This is a genomic window from Nitratireductor thuwali (assembly GCF_036621415.1).
GTDB classification, from domain to species: domain Bacteria; phylum Pseudomonadota; class Alphaproteobacteria; order Rhizobiales; family Rhizobiaceae; genus Chelativorans; species Chelativorans thuwali.
This window is the reverse complement of the sequence record NZ_CP030941.1, coordinates 286,887-304,661: the sequence shown is the minus strand read 5'-3', so window position 1 is coordinate 304,661 and position 17,775 is coordinate 286,887. Positions and strand designations below refer to the sequence as shown.

The window sequence follows — 17,775 nt, the reverse complement described above, 5'->3', positions numbered from 1 at the left end:
GCCGGCTGCGAAGGTTCCTGCCATTTCTCCTGACGCGGGAGACGTCAGCTCGCCAGCGCCTCCATCGGCGGGCAGGCGCAGACGAGGTTGCGGTCGCCAGCGACATTGTCGACGCGGGAGACGGGCGGCCAGTATTTCGACGCGGCTTCCATGGAACCGGAGGGAAAGGCGGCCTCGGCGCGGGTATAGGGATGCGCCCATTCGTCGGCCATCAGCTCGCTCGCCGTATGCGGCGCATTGACCAGGGGGTTGTCCTCCTTCGGCCAGTCGCCTTTCTCCACTCTCGCCGCTTCCTCGGCGATGGAGATCATCGCGTCGCAGAAGCGGTCGAGCTCGCTTTTCGGCTCCGATTCGGTCGGCTCCACCATCAGCGTTCCGGCCACCGGCCAGGACATGGTGGGGGCGTGGAAGCCGTAGTCGATGAGCCGCTTGGCGATATCCTCCACGGTGATGCCCGCGCGGTCCTTCCACACCCTCGTGTCGAGGATGCATTCATGCGCCACGCGGTCGTTGCGGCCCTTGTAGAGCACGGGATAATGCGCCTTGAGCCGGTGGGCGATGTAATTGGCGTTGAGGATGGCCGTTTCCGTCGCCCGCTTGAGGCCGTCCGCGCCCATCATGCGGATATACATCCATGTGATGGGCAGGATCGAGGCGCTGCCGAAGGGGGCGGCGGCCACCGCATGGTCCGTTCCCAGTTCCACATGGCCCGGCAGGAAGGGGACGAGATGCGCCTTGACGCCGATCGGGCCGACGCCCGGCCCGCCGCCGCCATGGGGGATGCAGAACGTCTTGTGCAGATTCATGTGGCAGACATCGGCGCCCAGGTCGCCGGGGCGGGAAAGGCCGACCATGGCATTGAGGTTGGCGCCGTCGAAATAGACCTGGCCGCCATGCTCGTGGATCAGCGCGCACATGTCGCGCACGCCCTCCTCGAACACGCCGTGGGTCGACGGGTAGGTGAGCATCAGCGCGGCGAGGCTTTCCGCATGCTCGCCGGCCTTGGCCTTGAGATCCTCGACATCGATGTCGCCATTGTCCGTGCAGCGGACGACGACGACGCGCATGCCGGCCATGGAGGCCGAAGCCGGATTGGTGCCATGGGCGGAAGAGGGGATGAGGCAGACGTCGCGCCCGGCCTCTCCACGGCTTTCATGATAGCGGCGGATGGCCAGCAGGCCCGCATATTCGCCCTGGCTGCCGGCGTTGGGCTGCAGCGAGGTGCGGTCGAAGCCGGTGATCTCCGACAGCCAGCGGTCGAGATCGCCGATCATGCGGGCATAGCCTTGTGTGTGGCGTTCGGGCGTGAAGGGGTGAAGGCCGCCGACATCGTTCCAGCTCACCGGCATCATCTCGGCCGCCGCGTTGAGCTTCATGGTGCAGGAGCCGAGCGGGATCATCGCGCGGTCGAGCGCCAGGTCCTTGTCGGCCAGCCGGCGCAGGAAGCGCATCATTTCGGTTTCCGAGCGGTGGGCGTGGAAATCGGGCTGGGTGAGGAAACCGGCGCCGCGCGGGGCCGCCGGGGCAAGTGGCTTGGCCTTCGCCGGAGCGGAAGCGCCGAACAGGGCGGCGAGCGCTTCAAGGTCGGCCTCCGCCGAGGTCTCGTCGAAGGTGACGCCGAGGCGGTCCTCGTCGATGACGCGCAGCAGGCGCCCGTCTTTCTCGGCCGCGGCGGCGATCTCCTTCGCCTTGCCGGGCACGCTGACGGTCACCGTGTCGAAGATCGTATCGCCGGCGAGCGCCAGCCCCGCCGCCTTCAGGCCGGCATGGAAGCGCGCGGCGAGATCGTGGATGCGCCCGGCAATGGCCTTCAGCCCTTCCGGCCCGTGCCAGACGGCATAGGCCGCCGCCATGTTGGCGAGCAGCGCCTGCGCGGTGCAGATGTTGGAGGTGGCCTTGTCGCGGCGGATATGCTGTTCGCGCGTCTGCAGCGCTAGGCGGTAGCCGGGGCGGCCGTGGGCGTCGGTCGACTGGCCGACGAGGCGGCCGGGCATCAGCCGGGTCAGCTTGTCGGCGACCGCGCAATAGGCTGCGTGCGGGCCGCCGAAGCCCATCGGCACGCCGAAGCGCTGCATGGAGCCGACGGCGATGTCCGCGCCGAGGTCGGCCGGCGTCTTCGACAGGACGAGGCCCAGCGGGTCGGCCACGAAGATGATGATCGCGCCGCTGTCGCGCGCCTTTGCGATGATCGCATCGTGGTTCCCGTAGACGCCGTAGGTATCGGCCCAGGGAACGATCAGCGCGAAGGTCTGCTCGTCGATCTCATCGCCGTCGATGTCGATGCCCAGCGGCGTCGCGCGCGTGCGCACGACATCAAGGCTCTGCGGGTGCAGTGGGCCGGCGATCGCCAGTTTGGCGCGCTTGCCGCGATGGTGGCGCCAGGCGATGCCCACCGCTTCCGCCACCGCCGAGCCCTCGTCCAGCAGCGAGGCGGAGGCCACCGGCAGGCCGGTCAGCTCCGTCACCAGCGTCTGGAAATGGAACAGCATCTCCAGCCGGCCCTGGCTGATCTCCGACTGATAGGGCGTGTAGGCCGTGTACCAGGCGGGATTTTCGAACAGGTTGCGCTGGATCACCGGCGGCACATGAACGCCATGGTAGCCCGCCCCGATGAAGCTCTTGAGCCCATGGTTCTGGCGCATGACGGCGGAGAGCTCGTCGAGCGCCTCCGCCTCGCCGGCGGCGGGCGGCAGATCGAGCGGGCGGTCGAGGCGGATGGATTTCGGCACGGCCTGCGTGATCAGCGTTTCCAGCGAGGGAACGCCGAGCGCTGCCAGCATGGTTTTGGTTTCGTCCCCGCGCGGGCCGATGTGGCGGGCGGCGAAAGAGGCGGTCTTATCGGGCATCGGGTGTTCCTGGTATTGCTGTTTTGCGCCGCTGGGCATGGCTACGCGATGGTTTCCTTGTAGGCCTTCTCGTCCAGCAGTCCTTCGAGCTGGCTTTCGTCGGCCAGCTTCATCTTCCACAGCCAGCCGTCGCCCTGGGGCGCGGAATTGACCAGGGAAGGATCGGATTCGAGTTCCGAATTGACCTCGGTCACCTCTCCCTCCACCGGGGCATAGACGTCGGATGCTGCCTTGACGGATTCCACCACGACGGCGGTGTCGCCCTTGGCGAGGGATTTTCCTGCTTCCGGAAGCTCGACAAAGACGAGGTCGCCCAGTTGCTCCTGCGCATAGTCGGTGATGCCGACCGTCGCCACGCCGCCCTCGACGCGGAGCCATTCATGGTCCTGTGTGAAATAGGTTTTGCTCATCGCATTATCCTTTGCGGTAATTGTGCGGCGTGAAGGGAAGGGGATGGACATCCATGGCGATGCGGCTGCCGCGCACTTCGGCGTAAAGGCGCGTACCGGCATCGGCATGGGCTTTTTCGACATAGCCCATGGCCACCGGGTGCTCCACCGAGGGGCCGAAGCCGCCGGAGGTCACGCGGCCGATGGCGCGGCCGTCCCCGTCCACGATCGTGGCGCCGGAGCGCACGGGCTGGCGGCCCTCGGGCTTCAGGCCGACGCGCTTTTCCTTTATGCCGTCGGCGCGAATGCGGGCCAGCGCCTCCGCGCCGATGAAGCCGCCGTCCTCGCGGACGTTCTTCGGGATGGCCCAGAGCAGGGCGGCGCTGGCCGGGTCGGTCTCCTCGCTCAGGTCCTGGCCGTGCAGGCACAGGCCCGCCTCCAGCCGCAGGCTGTCCCGGGCGGCAAGCCCGATCCATTTCGCGCGCTCGTCGGCCAATATCTCCTCCACAAGGCGCGGGGCCGCGTCGGGCGGCAGGGCGATCTCGAAGCCGTCTTCGCCGGTATAGCCCGAACGGGCGGCGAACCAGCCCTCGCGCGGCTCCACCGCCGTCAGGAAGGTGAGGTCGCTGAGGTCGAGCCCGGCATTGACCAGCACGTCCTCGGCGGCCGGCCCCTGGAGCGCCAGGAGCACGCGGTCGAGCGCCTCCAGCCTCACCTCGAACCCCTCGGCCACCTTGCGCAAATGCGCCTCGTCCCTGGCGGCATTGCCGGCATTGGCCACGATGACGAAGCGGGAAGGGCCGAGCCTCGTGACGATGAGGTCGTCGATGATGCCGGCATTCTCGCCCAGAAGCAGGGTGTATTTCGACTTGCCTTCGCCCAGCGCCGCCGCGTCCAGCGGGCAGGCGCGGGAAAGGAACGCGGCCGCGCCGTCGCCTTCGACGGCGAAGAGCTGCATGTGCGAAATGTCGAAGAGGCCGGCCTGCTGCCTCGTATGAAGATGTTCCTTCATGACGCCGGCGGGATAGGTCAGCGGCATGCGCCAGCCGGCGAACGCGCCGAAGCGTGCGCCCGCTTCCTCGTGCATGGCCTCAAGCGGCAGGTGTTTCAGTGTCTTGTCGTCGCCCATGTTTTCCCCAAAGTTGCACGCATGCCGATTGCGCGGCATGTTGTTCGTGCCCCTCTGTCGGAAGCCTGAGAGACTCGCGCCGCCGGAACCCTGTCGGCAGCACTTACACCTTCGGCGCGGGGCAATATTGCGCCTTTAACAATCTTGCCCCGACTTTCCAGAGTGTCGTAACCTGTCTACGGTTCTATTTGCCTGAGAGATTTCGGGCGATTTCCCCTTCGGCGGCTGCACCGGCGAACCGGTGTGGCTCTCTCCCACAGACAGGCAGGGCTGCGGCCCTCGACTCCCGGAACCTAGCGCAGGCACGGACGATTGTCACCTGTCTTCGACGGCCGCCGGCCGGCAATCCCGCCGCGCCTGCCCGCCAGGGCAACGATGGGCCTATCCCCGCCTTTCGCGAATCGGGGATCCACGCTACGGCATGAGGCCGCGCCGTATGGTGACGGCGTGAGGCAAGCTGCGGCGTTGCAAGTGCGCCGCGCCGTGATCGGAACGAGTGGCGGGCGATGATCAAACGCATCCTTCTCTGGTTCGTGGCCGTTGCCGCCGTGCTTGTCGTGACGACTGTGCTGGCCTTCCGGCTCTCGCCCTGGCCGTCGGTCGCGATCATCCAGCAGATATTCGCCAGTGGCGATCGTGCCTCCGAAGCCGCCCTTGAGAAGCACGTTCCCGGGAACGTGGTCGCGCGGCAGGACCTTGCCTATGGAGACGGGGCGGACGAGACGTTCGACCTTTATCATCCCAAGGGCGCGCGCGGCCCGCTGCCGGCTATCGTCTGGGTGCATGGCGGTGGCTGGATCGCGGGCAGCAAGGCCGGTGTCGCCAACTATCTGAAGGTTCTGGCCGGCCGCGGCTATACGACCGTCGGTCTTGAATATTCGCATGGTTTCGGCGTCACCTATCCCACCCCCGTCGAGCAGGTGAATGCGGCGCTCGGTCATCTCGTGCGGAACGCGGCGGACCTCAACATCGATCCAGACAGGATTGTGCTGGCCGGGGACTCGGCCGGGGCGCAGATCGCCGCGCAGGTCGCCATCATCGCGACGGACCCGTCTTATGCCCGGCGGATCGGCATCGCGCCGGAGCTGGAGCCGGAGCGGCTTGCCGGCACCGTATTGTTCTCGGGTGCCTATGACATCGAACAGGCCAATGTCGACGGCAAGTTCGGCTGGCTCGTCAGGACGGTGCTGTGGGCCTATTCGGGAACCAGGAATTTCATGGCCGACGAGCGTTTCTTGCTGGCTTCGGTGACCGAGCACGTCACCGGCGCGTTTCCGCCCGCCTTCATCTCCAGCGGCAATGGCGATCCGCTTGCGCCCCAGGCGATGGCCCTGGCGCGAGCGCTCGAAGAACGGGGCGTCGAGGTGCAAGCCCTCTTCTTTCCCGAGGACTACAGCCCGTCACTGCCGCATGAATATCAGTTCAACCTGGATATCGCCGCCGGGCGGGAGGCGCTGGAGCGGATGCTGGCCTTCGTCGAAGCCCATGTCCAGCGGCAGCAAAGTTTCCCGGCCCGCCCCGCGCCGTAGCGGCATTGTCGCAGCTTCAGCCTTCCGCGCCGGCGGCGCGCGCAAGATCCTGTTCGATCTGGGCGATCATGCGGCCGGTCTCGTCGTGAAGCCGGCGCAGGCGGATGAGATTGGCCGAGACAGCCTGGACCAGTTCCGAGCGGCTTTCGTCGGCGGGCGAGGCGCCGATGCCGTGCAACAGCCATGACAGCGAGACGTTGAGGACGCCGGCCAGCATGGTCAGCCGGTTGGCGCGCGGCTGCGACCGGTCGCTCTCCCATGCCTGGATGGTCGACGTCTTGACGCCGAGGCGCCGTGCGAGTTCCGCGACGGTCATGCCCGCCGCGTCGCGAGCACGCGAGAGCCTGCCCCCCATCGTGTCGCGGTCCGGTACGTCGGAATAGATATGTGCGGTGTCGTGCACCCGGTCATTCCTCCATGCAAGATTTGGTTGCCGCGTGGCGCGGTGAGAGGCCTAAAGCATGGGGGATAGAGACAGGAAGCACAAGTATTTCGATGAGAGAAGCAATTGCGTCAAGGATTTCTTTTTTTGAACCAGTCGCTTATCTGGAGTTTCCGATGTGATGATTCCGGCTATTGCTTTGCCATCATCCGCTCGGCGTGCCAGTTGAGATGGACTTCCATGAAACTCGATATGAAAAAATACGAGTGATCATAGCCCTCGTGCATGTTGAGCGACAGCGGAACGCCGGTCTTGCGGCAGATCTCCTCGAACAGCCATGGGCGCAGGCCGTTGTCGAGAAACGGGTCGCTCTTGCCCTGGTCGATCAGGAAGCCGGAAAAGCGCGCGCCGTCCTCCACCAGCGCACAGGCGTCGTACGGCCGCCAGGAATCGCGGTCCTCGCCCAGATATCTTTCATAGGCGGGGACGGACCAGTCCGCGGTGGATGGCTGGACGATGGGGGCGAAGGCCGAGCAGCTTGCGAAGCGCTGCGGGTTCCTCAGCGCGATGGTAAGCGCGCCGTGCCCGCCCATCGAATGGCCGAATATGCCCTGCCGCTCCATATCCGCAGGAAAGTTTTGGGCGATCAGGGCCGGCAGCTCGTCCACGATGTAGGAATACATCCGGTAATTCTTGTCGAACGGCTCCTCGGTGGCGTCCAGATAGAAGCCGGCGCCCTTGCCGAACTGCCAGTTGTCGGGCTCGTCGGGAATAGCCTTGCCGCGCGGGCTGGTGTCGGGGCACACGATCACGATGCCCAATTCGGCCGCCATCCTCCGGTATTCGCCTTTTTCCATGACATTGGCATGGGTGCAGGTGAGGCCGGACAGGTACCACAGGACCGGGCAGGGGCCCTGCGTGGCTTGGGGAGGAACGAAGACGGCGAAGGTCATCTCGCAGTCGCAGGCGGTCGAATGATGGGAATAGACGCCCTGGATGCCGCCATGGGATTTCGTGGTGGAGATTGTTTTCATGGGCATCCGGTTCACCGATAGATTTCGCGCCGATGGCCGATTTCGAGGACCAGGACAACGACCTTGTGATCCTGGATATCACAGATGATGCGATAATCGCCGACCCGGTAGCGCCACAGATGGCCGCGTTTCGATCCCTCCAGGGCTTTGCCCAACTGGCGGGGATTATCCAGTGGTTCTATACGGTTGCGTAGGTAGTTTCGGACACGTTTGGCATCCTGCCTCCCCATTTTTGCCAACTGCTTGAAAGCCGCATCGTCGATCTCAATCGTCCAGGCCAAGTTCACGCTCCATCTCCTCGAGCGTATAGGTCCTGCTCTCGCCGCGTTCACGGCGCTCTAAAACGCGCTCCGCAAGATAGATGTCCTCCAGATCCTCGAGCCGTTCCTCGATGGCCTCGCGGATATAGTAGGATGCGGTGCGGCCGGTGCGCTTGGCCAGGGCTTGCAGCCGCGCATAGGTTTCGTCGGAAAGGCGGATCGCCGTCTGCTTGCTCATCTTCGTCAACTGTCCGATTGGGATATGTGTATCCCATATAGCACGTCCGGGGACGTTGTTCACCCCCGCTTTTCCCGCAGCGCCCGGCGCAGGGTGCGGTCCAGCGCCTGCAGGAAGGCCGAGCGGTCGGCGCCGGTGAAGCCGGGATTGTAGCCCTTGATCTCGCCCGATTCGCGCAGATCCTGCTTCAGATTGCGCATGGCAACGGCCATGCCGATGGTTTCCGGGGTGAATGGGCGGCCGGTCGGGCCCAGCACGTGCAGGCCCTTCTCCACCAGGCGGGAGGCGAGCGGAATGTCGGCGGTGATGCCGATGTCGCCGGCTTGCCCGTGCTCGGCGATCCAGTCGTCCGCCGCATCCGCGGTGCCCGGCACCACGACATGGCGGACCATCGGGTCGCGCGAAGGCCGCAGCCCGCCGTTCGAGACGAAGACCACGGGGACTTGGAGACGTTCGGCGACCTTGAGCACTTCCGCCTTCACGGGGCAGGCGTCGGCATCGACATAGATGGTCGGCTCGTCGGTCAATAGACCACCACGGAGCGGATCGATTCGCCCGCATGCATCAGGTCGAAGCCCTTGTTGATCTCGTCGAGCTTCAAGGTGTGGGTGATCATCGGGTCGATGTCGATCTTGCCGGCCATGTACCAGTCGACGATCTTCGGCACGTCGGTGCGGCCGCGCGCGCCGCCGAAGGCCGTGCCTTTCCACACGCGCCCGGTGACGAGCTGGAAGGGGCGGGTGGCGATCTCCTGGCCGGCGCCGGCGACGCCGATGACGATCGATTCGCCCCAGCCGCGATGGGCGCATTCCAGCGCCTGGCGCATGACCTTGACATTGCCCGTGCAGTCGAAGGTGTAGTCCGCGCCGCCGATCTGGTCGGCCCCGCGCTTGGTCATGTTGACGATCTCGGCCACGACGTCGTCGCATTCCTTCGGGTTGACGAAATGCGTCATCCCGAACTTTTCGCCCCACGCCTTCTTGTCGTTGTTGATGTCGACGCCGATGATCATGTCGGCGCCCGCCAGCCGCAGGCCCTGGATGACGTTGAGGCCGATGCCGCCGAGGCCGAACACGGCCGCCGTCGCGCCGATCTCCACCTTGGCCGTGTTGATGACGGCGCCGATGCCGGTCGTCACGCCGCAGCCGATGTAGCAGATCTTGTCGAAGGGGGCGTCCGGATTGACCTTGGCCACCGCGATCTCGGGCAGCACCGTGAAATTGGCGAAGGTGGAACAGCCCATGTAATGGTGCAGCTTTTCGCCGCCGATGGAAAAGCGCGACGTGCCGTCGGGCATCAGGCCCTGGCCCTGGGTGGCGCGGATGGCGGTGCACAGATTGGTTTTCTGCGACAGGCACGAGGGGCAGGCGCGGCATTCGGGCGTATAGAGCGGGATGACGTGGTCGCCCTTCTTGACGCTGGTCACGCCGGCGCCGACATCGACCACGATTCCGGCGCCCTCATGGCCGAGGATGGCCGGGAAAAGGCCCTCGGGATCGGCGCCGGAAAGGGTGAACTCGTCCGTATGGCAGATGCCGGTGGCCTTTATCTCCACCAGGACCTCCCCCGCGCGGGGCCCTTCCAGATCGACCTCCATGATCTCGAGCGGCTTTCCGGCGGCGGTGGCGACGGCGGCGCGTGTCTTCATGGGGCGTTCTCCGGATTGTCTGACGTTCGAGGAGAAAATTTCAGGAAACTCGCCGCGCCGCAAGCGGCCGGCGCGCATCTACAGCAGAAAGTATCATCAGGCTTCCCTTGAGCCGATCGCGCGGAACCCATAAAAGCAGATGAAAAGCTCTCCGGGGAAATGCCGTCCATGTTCAGGAAAATTCTCATCGCCAATCGCGGCGAGATCGCTTGCCGGGTCATGAAGACGGCGCGGAAGATGGGAATTTCCACGGTGGCGGTCTATTCCGAGGCCGACGGCGACGCGGTGCATGTCGAGATGGCCGACGAGGCGGTGCTGATCGGGCCGGCGGCGGCGAGCCAGTCCTATCTTTCGGCCGACAGGATCATCGCCGCCTGCAAGGAGACGGGCGCCGAAGCGGTCCATCCGGGCTACGGCTTCCTGTCGGAGAACGCCGCCTTCTGCGAAAGGCTGGAGGCGGAAGGCATCGTCTTCATCGGGCCGAAGCCGAAGGCGATCCGCGCCATGGGCGACAAGATCACCTCCAAGAAGATCGCTGCCGAGGCAAATGTCTCCACGGTGCCCGGCTTCATGGGGCTGATAGACGACGCCGACCACGCGGTGAAGATCGCCGGCGAGATCGGCTTTCCCGTCATGATCAAGGCATCGGCGGGCGGCGGCGGCAAGGGCATGCGCGTCGCCTGGAACGAGGCGCAAGCGCGCGAAGGCTTCGACCGGTCGAAATCGGAAGCCGCATCCTCCTTCGGCGACGACCGCATCTTCATCGAGAAATTCATCGAGGAGCCGCGGCACATCGAGATCCAGATCCTGGTGGATGGACACGGCAACGGCGTCCATCTGGGCGAGCGCGAATGCTCGATCCAGCGCCGCAACCAGAAGATCGTCGAGGAAGCGCCTTCGCCCTTCATCGACGAGGCCACGCGCGCGGCGATGGGCGAGCAGGCGCTGGCGCTGGCGCGGGCGGTGGACTACCAGAGCGCCGGCACGGTGGAATTCATCGTCGACCGGCACCGCAATTTCTTCTTCCTCGAGATGAACACGCGGCTGCAGGTCGAGCATCCGGTGAGCGAGCTCGTGACCGGCATCGATCTGGTCGAACAGATGATCCGCGTCGCCGCCGGCGAGAAGCTGGCGCTCAGGCAGAGCGACATAAAGCTCGAAGGCTGGGCCATCGAAAGCCGTATCTATGCCGAGGACCCGGTGCGCAATTTCCTGCCCTCCATCGGCCGGCTGACACGCTACCGCCCGCCGGAAGAAGGGCGCAGGAACGGCTTTGTCGTGCGCAACGACACGGGCGTGGCCGAGGGCTCGGAAATCTCCATGTTCTACGACCCGATGATCGCCAAGCTTTGCACCTGGGCGCCGGACCGGGCAGGGGCGGTGGAGGCCATGGCCGAAGCGCTCGACTGTTTCGTGATCGACGGCATCGAGCACAATATCCCTTTCCTGACCGCGCTGATGCGGCACGAACGCTGGCAGGAAGGCAGGCTGTCGACGGGCTTCATCGCCGAGGAGTTTCCCGACGGCTTTTCGCTGCCGGCGCCGGACGCGGAGGGCAGGCAGGTGCTTTCGGCCGTGGCGCTGGCGGTGGAGCTGTTGCGCCGCGACCGGCTCGACCGGCTGCCCGGCCGCCTTGCCCCGCACAGCGGCGACATCAAGCGCGACTGGGTGGTGCGGCTGGGCGACGACTATGTGCCGGCTACCATCGTGGAGGGCATGGTTTCCATCCCGACCGAGCTGGACGTGACCATCGACGGCGATGCGCTGACGCTGGTCTCGGAGTGGCGGCCGGGCGATGCCGTGTGGAAGGGCAAGGTGGGATCGCGCCAGGTGGCGGTCCAGGTGCGTCCGGTCCTCAACGGGGTCAAGCTCTCCTGGCGGGGCATGAGCGCGCAGGCGCGGGTCTATCTGCCGCGCATCGCCGAGCTCGACCGGCTGATGCCCGTGCGGCGCGCGCCGGATACGTCGAAACTGCTGCTTTGCCCGATGCCGGGCCTCGTCGTGTCGATCGCGGTCGAGGAGGGACAGGAGGTCAAGGCCGGCGAGACGCTGGCCGTCGTCGAGGCGATGAAGATGGAAAACGTGCTGCGGGCCGACCGGGACTGCACGGTCGCAAAGCTCAATGCCAAGCCCGGCGACAGCTTGGCCGTGGACGCGGTCATCATGGAGTTTGTCTAAGCTGGAGACCTATTCGGTCCACATCGTCGAGCATTTCGGCCTTGCCCGGTTCTTTCACACGGTGCACGGCTCGGCCCATGACGGGACGAATGCAGACAAGCCGGACCTGATCGCGCACATATTGCAGGCCGAGCCCCTCGACCCGGTGCGAACCGTCACGATCGGCGACCGTTCGCACGACATCGCCGGCGCCAGGGCCAACGGCATCATGTCCCTCGGCGTGCTCTGGGGGTTCGGAGACCGCAAGGAACTTGCCGACGCCGGAGCGGACGAGATCGTGGAGCGTCCGTCGGACTTGGCGGCAGCGGTGGACAGGCTGCTCCAGGACGAGGTGCTTTCAGCGCCCGAGGGACGATTGTCGTGCGCAACGCCACGGCGGCCTTTACCCGTGGCCGCAGATTGTCGAGAATGGAAGCCTTCCTGAGTCCATCGAGGCGACCGGCAACAATTCATGGCCAGCGACAGGCGAACGCGCGATCCGATCATGGCGGCGGCAGATGCCGCCAGAAAACAGGCCGAATGGCTGGCCTCGCGGCCGGAGCGGCCTTTCGTGCATCTGCGGGTCCATTCGGCCTTCTCGCTGCTGGAGGGCGCGCTGCCCCTCGGCAAGGTCGTCGGCCATGCGGTCCGGGATGAAGCGCCGGCCATCGCCGTCACCGACACCAATAATCTGTTCGGTGCGCTGGAGTTCGCGCAGAAGGCGGCCAAGGACGGCGTTCAGCCGATCATCGGCTGCCAGCTGGACGTCGCCTTCGAGGACGCTCTGTCGGAAGCGCGCCGGGTGAGCCGCAACCGGCAGGCCGAGCACTATGACCCGCTGGTGCTCCTGGCGGCGAGCGAAACGGGCTATCGCAACCTCGTCCGGCTGGTAAGCCGCGCCTATCTCGAAAACGAGCCGGGCGCGGCCGTGCATGTCACGAAGGAATGGCTGGAGGCTCATCGCGAGGGCCTGATCTGCCTCACCGGCGGGCCGCGCGGCCCCATAGGCGCGGCGCTGAGGGAAGAGCGCACGGAAGTGGCCAAAAGCCGCCTTCGCTTCCTGATGGAGACCTTCGAGGACCGGCTCTACGTCGAGCTGGAAAGGCTGGGCGGCTACGACCGGGCGCTGGAAGCGGCGACCGTGAAGCTCGCCTATGCCCACGACCTGCCGCTCGTCGCCACCAACGAGGCCTTCTTTCCGGCGCGGGAGGATTTCGACGCTCATGATGCGCTGATCGCCATTGCCGAGGGCGCCGTGATCGCCATGGACGACCGGCGCCGGCTGACGCCCGACAACTACCTGAAAAGCCAGAAGGAGATGGTCGAGCTCTTCGCCGATCTTCCCGAGGCCGTCGACAACACGGTCGAGATCGCCCAGCGCTGCGCCTATTATCCGAAGAATCGCGACCCCATCCTGCCGCGCTTTACCGGCGGCGAGGCGGCCGACGAGGAAACCGCGCTCAAGGCGGAGGCCGACGAGTTGCGGCGGCAGGCGCGCGAGGGCCTGGAGAACCGGCTGAAAACGCAGGGACTGGCCGAGGGCTACGCGCCGGAAACCTATTCGGAGCGGCTGGAATACGAGCTCGAGATCATCGAGCGCATGAAGTTTCCCGGCTACTTTCTCATCGTTGCCGACTTCATCAAATGGGCCAAGGCGCATGATATCCCGGTCGGGCCGGGGCGCGGCTCCGGCGCGGGCTCTCTGGTCGCCTACGCGCTGACCATCACCGATGTCGATCCCTTGCGCTTTTCGCTTCTTTTCGAGCGCTTCCTCAATCCCGACCGCGTGTCGATGCCCGATTTCGACATCGATTTCTGCCAGGACCGGCGCGACGAGGTCATCCGCTACGTGCAGGAGAAATACGGCCGCGAGCAGGTGGCGCAGATCATCACCTTCGGCACGCTGCAGGCCCGCGCCGTGCTCCGCGACGTCGGTCGCGTATTACAGATGCCCTACGGCCAGGTCGACCGGCTGTGCAAGATGGTGCCGTCGAACCCGGCCAATCCCACCCCGCTCAACAAGGCCATCGAGGACGAGCCGCGTTTTCAGGAGGAGGTGGACAAGGAGCCCATCGTCGGCACGCTCCTGGAGATCGCCCAGAAGCTGGAGGGGCTCTACCGCCACGCCTCCACCCACGCCGCCGGCATCGTGATCGGCGACCGGCCCTTGTCCGAACTCGTACCGATGTACCGGGACCCGCGCTCGGACATGCCGGTGACCCAGTTCAACATGAAGAAGGTCGAGGACGCGGGTCTCGTCAAGTTCGACTTTCTGGGTCTGAAGACGCTGACCGTCCTTGAAAGGGCGGTGAAGCTGATCGCCCGCCGCGGCATCGAGATCGACCTGTCGAAAATCCCGCTCGACGACCGCAAGACATACGAAATGCTCTCGCGCGGCGAGACGGTCGGCGTGTTCCAGGTGGAAAGCGCGGGCATGCGCAAGGCGCTGATCGGCATGAAGCCCGACCGCATCGAGGACATCATCGCGCTGGTGGCGCTCTACCGTCCCGGCCCGATGGAGAACATCCCCACCTACAACGCCCGCAAGCACGGCGAGGAGGAGATCGCCTCCATCCATCCGAAGATTGATCACCTGGTTAAGGAGACGCAGGGCGTCATCGTCTACCAGGAGCAGGTGATGCAGATCGCGCAGGAGCTGGCCGGCTACACGCTCGGACAGGCCGATCTTCTGCGCCGCGCCATGGGCAAGAAGATCCGCGCCGAGATGGAAAAGCAGCGCGGCATCTTCGTCGAGGGCGCGACGGAGCGGGGCGTTTCCAAGCAGCAGGCCGACTTCATCTTCGACCTTCTGGCGAAGTTCGCCGATTACGGCTTCAACAAGTCGCACGCCGCCGCCTATGCCATCGTCTCCTACCAGACCGCCTATCTGAAGGCGCATTATCCGGTCGAGTTCCTGGCCGCGTCCATGACCTACGACATGGCCAACACCGACAAGCTGAACGACTTCCGGCGCGACGCCATGCGGCTCGGCATCGAGGTCGTGCTGCCCTCGGTGATGACCTCCTACCGGCCGTTCGAGGTCGGCGAGAACAAGATCTTCTACGCGCTTGCGGCCATCAAGGGCGTGGGCGACGCGGCGGTGGAGCACATCGTCCGCATGCGCGAGGACAAACCCTTCGAGAGCCTTGAGGATTTCTGCGCGCGCGTCGATCCCAAGATCGTCGGCAAGCGCGTGCTGGAATGCCTGATCCAGGCCGGCGCCTTCGACTGTTTCGGCCACGACCGGGCGGCGCTGTTCGCCGGCATCGACCGGCTGATGGGGCTGGCGGCGCGCACCTCGGAGGACGCGGCGATGGGGCAGGGCGACATATTCGGCTCGGCCGCGCTGGAGCCGCAAAAGCTGCACCTGCCGTCCGTCGCCCCGTGGCTGCCGTCGGAAAAGCTGCACCGGGAATTCCAGGTGGTCGGCTGCTACCTGTCGGCGCACCCGCTCGACGACTACGCCGCCACGCTGGACAAGATGCGGGTGCAGAACTGGGCCGAGTTCCAGGCGGCGGTGAAGAAGGGCGCTTCGGCCGGGCGGCTGGCCGGAACGGTGACCGCCAAGCAGGAGCGCAAGACGCGCACCGGCAACAAGATGGGCATCGTTCAGTTCTCCGACGCCACCGGCCAGTTCGAGGCGGTGATGTTCTCCGAAACGCTGCATCAGTATCGCGACCTGCTGGAGCCGGGAAAATCCGTCGTTATCATGGTCTCGGCGGAAGACCGCCCGGAGGGCGTCAGCCTGCGTATCCAGGGCGTGCAGTCGCTGGAGGACGAGGCGAGCCGCATGCAGAAGGCGCTGCGCGTCTATCTGCGCGACCCCAGGCCCCTCGATACCGTTGCCTCGCGGCTCACCCAGAAAGGCGACGCCGAAGTGAGCTTCGTGGTCATCAAGGAAGGTGGCCAGGGCGAGATCGAGGTCGGCCTGCCCGACCGCTACCGCGTCTCCCCGCAGATCGCCGCGGCAATGCGCGCGGTGCCGGGCGTGGTGGATGTCGAGCTGGTATAGGGCCGTTTCCTGGCGGTTTGCCGCCGCGCCCTTCGCAACTGCAGCTTCATCCCGGCCCGTGGATAGATCCGCACCCATCGACTTTAGAATGTCCATTCAACCCACTGTTATCGCTGGATATTGAGATTCTCCCGATAAAATATCCGGCTTGTCTATCCCCACTTGCCCGGCCTCCCTTATCCTGTGTCCATCGCCCTCACGGGAACCGGGTCCGGACCGGGGATCAGGGAGGGCGGCGGCAGCCTCCCCCTCCGGGTTCGGTACCCGGAGGCATGTGAGGGCCTGCAGCAGGCCGGAGTCCTGTGTCCTGAGCGTGTCGAAGGACGCAGGGCGCGGAGAAGCCGCGGGAGGTTCGGTCCAGGCGTCTCAGTGACGAGCCTGGGCGCCCCAAAAGGGCAATGGGAACCTCCTTTGACCGGTCATGCAGGACAGCGGCCGGACGGGCGGCCCGAGGGTCGCATATTATTGTTAGACGCGCGATGCTTTGGCCGCCCGTCTTCCCAACCCCTGGCATGGGGGTGCGTTCTTTGACAGGCCCCGGCTTCGGCGGAAGCGCGGGAACGGAATGACGTGCTCCAACGCCGCCGGCTCTGAAGTGCAGGCCGTGAAGGCGCACGCCGCTCTTCGTCCCCACGGTGGGGGACAGGTGGATCGCGCGAGACGGCGAGGGGGAACGGCGCGGCGGTCCCGCAAGCTGCATCCTGGTTACCGTTCAGACCTCTTCCGGGCAAGGCGTGTGAACGTCATGGCCGCAAACCGGTAGAAAGGGCCTTGGCGCTCGTCCCGCAAGCCGGCGCACCAGACATCACTCCTCGCGCTGCGGCTGCCCCGCGCGGCGACGGCCGAACGTGTAGCCCGTCTCCACCGCTTCCCTGCCGAATTTCTCGCGCAGGCTGTCGATGGCGCCTTCGGCCAGCGCGCGCTTGTGGGACAGCGTGTCCACGAGGTCCGGCGGGTCCGCCTTGGCGGCATCGGTCAGGTCGCTCACCCCGACGCCCAGCAGGCGGAAGCGCGTGCCGTCGAGCTCGCGCATCAGCATGTCGAGGCCGGTGTGGAAGATGCGGTCGGCAAGCCGCGTCGGGTCGGCGAGCTGACGGTTTCTCGTACGGATGCGGAAGTCGGCGGTCTTCAGTTTCAGCACCACCGTCCGGCCGGCGATGTCGGCCTTCTTGAGCCGTGCCGAAACCCGCTCCGACAGGGCGCGCAGCACGGGGACGAGGTCGGATGCGGCCGATATGTCGTGGTTGAAGGTGGTTTCGGAAGAGACGCTTTTCGCCTCGCCGCGCGGCTTGACCGTGCGCTCGTCCTCGCCGCGCGAAAGATGATAGAGGCGGCTGCCTATCGTGCCGTAGCGGCGCATGAGATCGTTCTTTTCCATCCTCTGCAGTTGCCCGATCATGCGCACGCCGTCGCGCTCCAGCGTGGCGGCGAAGGCCTTGCCCACGCCCCAGATGGTGGTGACCGGCTGACCCGCCAGAAAGTCCAGCGCCTCGGCCCGGCCGATGACGGAAAAGCCGCGCGGCTTGTTCAGGTCCGAGGCGACCTTGGCGAGGAACTTGCAGTAGGAAAGGCCGACGGAGACGGTGATGCCGATCTCCTCTTCGATGCGCCTTGCAAATGCCGCCAGCACATGGGCAGGCGGGGCGCCGTGCAGCTTCTGCGTGCCGGCCAGGTCGAGAAAGGCCTCGTCGATCGAGATCGGCTCGACCATGGGCGTGAGCGCCTCCATCATGGCGCGGACCTGGCGCCCGACCCTGACATATTTTTCCATGTCCGGCTTGACGACGATGGCCTCGGGGCAGGCCTCCAGCGCCTTGAACATCGGCATGGCGGAGCGTACGCCGTGAATGCGGGCGATGTAGCAGGCGGTGGAGACGACCCCGCGCTTGCCGCCGCCGATGATCACCGGCTTGTCGCGCAGGTCCGGGTTGTCGCGCTTTTCGACGGCGGCGTAAAAGGCGTCGCAATCGATATGGGCGAGCGGCAGCGCCTCAAGCTCCGGATGGCGCAGGACGCGGGGGCTGCCGCAGCTATGGCAACGCTTTCCCGTGCCCGCCGCAGGGGCAAGGCAGTCCCGGCAGATGCCGTGGGCGGAGGCGTTGACAGCCATGATCCTTCATGAGAACATAAATAGAACATTCATCATAGATC

At 65.8% G+C, this 17,775-nt stretch carries 14 protein-coding genes and 1 riboswitch; of the genes, 4 read left to right on the top strand and 10 right to left on the bottom strand.

Annotation, left to right across the window (positions count from 1 at the left end; translation table 11 throughout):
• Positions 1–44: 44 nt before the first annotated feature.
• From gcvP to gcvT, 3 genes are read right to left on the bottom strand one after another with little or no spacing between them, the layout of a single operon-like run.
• Positions 45–2,846: an aminomethyl-transferring glycine dehydrogenase gene (gcvP, locus tag NTH_RS01445; protein ID WP_338528330.1), complete on the bottom strand. Its 2,802-nt coding sequence runs from the start codon at positions 2,844–2,846 to the stop codon at positions 45–47.
• A 41-nt stretch (positions 2,847–2,887) separates the two neighbouring features.
• Positions 2,888–3,256: a glycine cleavage system protein GcvH gene (gcvH, locus tag NTH_RS01440; protein ID WP_265518486.1), complete on the bottom strand. Its 369-nt coding sequence runs from the start codon at positions 3,254–3,256 to the stop codon at positions 2,888–2,890.
• Between the two features lie 4 nt (positions 3,257–3,260).
• Positions 3,261–4,364: a glycine cleavage system aminomethyltransferase GcvT gene (gene gcvT / locus NTH_RS01435; RefSeq protein WP_338528329.1), complete on the bottom strand. Its 1,104-nt coding sequence runs from the start codon at positions 4,362–4,364 to the stop codon at positions 3,261–3,263.
• A 169-nt stretch (positions 4,365–4,533) separates the two neighbouring features.
• A riboswitch (glycine riboswitch) is annotated at positions 4,534–4,631 on the bottom strand.
• Positions 4,632–4,870: 239 nt separating this feature from the next.
• Between gcvT and NTH_RS01430 the strand changes: the two genes are divergently transcribed.
• The gene (locus tag NTH_RS01430) at positions 4,871–5,893 is read left to right on the top strand and encodes an alpha/beta hydrolase (protein WP_338528328.1); all 1,023 of its coding nucleotides are present in this window, start codon (positions 4,871–4,873) and stop codon (positions 5,891–5,893) included.
• A 16-nt stretch (positions 5,894–5,909) separates the two neighbouring features.
• On the opposite strand, the gene NTH_RS01425 is transcribed toward NTH_RS01430, so the two are convergent.
• The 6 genes from NTH_RS01425 to NTH_RS01400 form a co-directional block, all read right to left on the bottom strand.
• Positions 5,910–6,296: a helix-turn-helix domain-containing protein gene (locus tag NTH_RS01425; RefSeq protein WP_338528327.1), complete on the bottom strand. Its 387-nt coding sequence runs from the start codon at positions 6,294–6,296 to the stop codon at positions 5,910–5,912.
• Positions 6,297–6,466: 170 nt separating this feature from the next.
• Positions 6,467–7,309, bottom strand: coding sequence for an S-formylglutathione hydrolase (gene fghA / locus NTH_RS01420; RefSeq protein ID WP_338531770.1), 843 nt, complete (start codon positions 7,307–7,309; stop codon positions 6,467–6,469).
• Positions 7,310–7,320: 11 nt separating this feature from the next.
• Positions 7,321–7,590 (bottom strand): type II toxin-antitoxin system RelE/ParE family toxin, encoded by a 270-nt coding sequence (locus NTH_RS01415; protein ID WP_338531769.1) that lies wholly within the window; start codon positions 7,588–7,590, stop codon positions 7,321–7,323.
• Positions 7,574–7,807 (bottom strand): type II toxin-antitoxin system RelB family antitoxin, encoded by a 234-nt coding sequence (gene relB / locus NTH_RS01410; protein ID WP_338528326.1) that lies wholly within the window; start codon positions 7,805–7,807, stop codon positions 7,574–7,576. Before relB ends, NTH_RS01415 begins: the two co-directional genes overlap by 17 nt.
• Positions 7,808–7,866: 59 nt before the next feature.
• Complete coding sequence (locus tag NTH_RS01405; RefSeq protein ID WP_338528325.1) at positions 7,867–8,334, bottom strand: YaiI/YqxD family protein; 468 nt, start codon at positions 8,332–8,334, stop codon at positions 7,867–7,869.
• Positions 8,331–9,455 carry an S-(hydroxymethyl)glutathione dehydrogenase/class III alcohol dehydrogenase gene (locus tag NTH_RS01400; RefSeq protein ID WP_338528324.1) on the bottom strand — a complete coding sequence of 375 codons (1,125 nt, stop codon included), beginning with the start codon at positions 9,453–9,455 and terminating at the stop codon, positions 8,331–8,333. Before NTH_RS01400 ends, NTH_RS01405 begins: the two co-directional genes overlap by 4 nt.
• Positions 9,456–9,623: 168 nt before the next feature.
• Between NTH_RS01400 and NTH_RS01395 the strand changes: the two genes are divergently transcribed.
• Genes NTH_RS01395 through dnaE form a run of 3 tightly spaced genes read left to right on the top strand, consistent with a single transcriptional unit; the run spans position 9,624 to position 15,624 of the window.
• The gene (locus NTH_RS01395; RefSeq protein WP_422392334.1) at positions 9,624–11,633 is read left to right on the top strand and encodes an acetyl-CoA carboxylase biotin carboxylase subunit; all 2,010 of its coding nucleotides are present in this window, start codon (positions 9,624–9,626) and stop codon (positions 11,631–11,633) included.
• Entirely contained in the window at positions 11,626–12,057 is a 432-nt protein-coding gene (locus NTH_RS01380) for an HAD hydrolase-like protein (protein ID WP_338528323.1), read from the top strand. Before NTH_RS01395 ends, NTH_RS01380 begins: the two co-directional genes overlap by 8 nt.
• A 27-nt stretch (positions 12,058–12,084) precedes the next feature.
• Positions 12,085–15,624: a DNA polymerase III subunit alpha gene (gene dnaE, locus NTH_RS01375; RefSeq protein ID WP_338528322.1), complete on the top strand. Its 3,540-nt coding sequence runs from the start codon at positions 12,085–12,087 to the stop codon at positions 15,622–15,624.
• Positions 15,625–16,429: 805 nt separating this feature from the next.
• Here dnaE and NTH_RS01370 read toward each other — a convergent pair.
• Positions 16,430–17,734 (bottom strand): DNA polymerase IV, encoded by a 1,305-nt coding sequence (locus NTH_RS01370; RefSeq protein ID WP_338528321.1) that lies wholly within the window; start codon positions 17,732–17,734, stop codon positions 16,430–16,432.
• Positions 17,735–17,775 lie beyond the last annotated feature (41 nt).

Coding starts and splice junctions, on each gene's coding strand:
- gcvP (WP_338528330.1), bottom strand. CDS start 2,846: ATGCCCGATAAGACCGCCTCTTTCGCCGCCCGCCACATCGGCCCGCGC.
- gcvT (WP_338528329.1), bottom strand. CDS start 4,364: ATGGGCGACGACAAGACACTGAAACACCTGCCGCTTGAGGCCATGCAC.
- gcvH (WP_265518486.1), bottom strand. CDS start 3,256: ATGAGCAAAACCTATTTCACACAGGACCATGAATGGCTCCGCGTCGAG.
- NTH_RS01370 (WP_338528321.1), bottom strand. CDS start 17,734: ATGGCTGTCAACGCCTCCGCCCACGGCATCTGCCGGGACTGCCTTGCC.
- NTH_RS01395 (WP_422392334.1), top strand. CDS start 9,624: ATGTTCAGGAAAATTCTCATCGCCAATCGCGGCGAGATCGCTTGCCGG.
- NTH_RS01430 (WP_338528328.1), top strand. CDS start 4,871: ATGATCAAACGCATCCTTCTCTGGTTCGTGGCCGTTGCCGCCGTGCTT.
- NTH_RS01400 (WP_338528324.1), bottom strand. CDS start 9,455: ATGAAGACACGCGCCGCCGTCGCCACCGCCGCCGGAAAGCCGCTCGAG.
- relB (WP_338528326.1), bottom strand. CDS start 7,807: ATGAGCAAGCAGACGGCGATCCGCCTTTCCGACGAAACCTATGCGCGG.
- dnaE (WP_338528322.1), top strand. CDS start 12,085: ATGGCCAGCGACAGGCGAACGCGCGATCCGATCATGGCGGCGGCAGAT.
- fghA (WP_338531770.1), bottom strand. CDS start 7,309: ATGAAAACAATCTCCACCACGAAATCCCATGGCGGCATCCAGGGCGTC.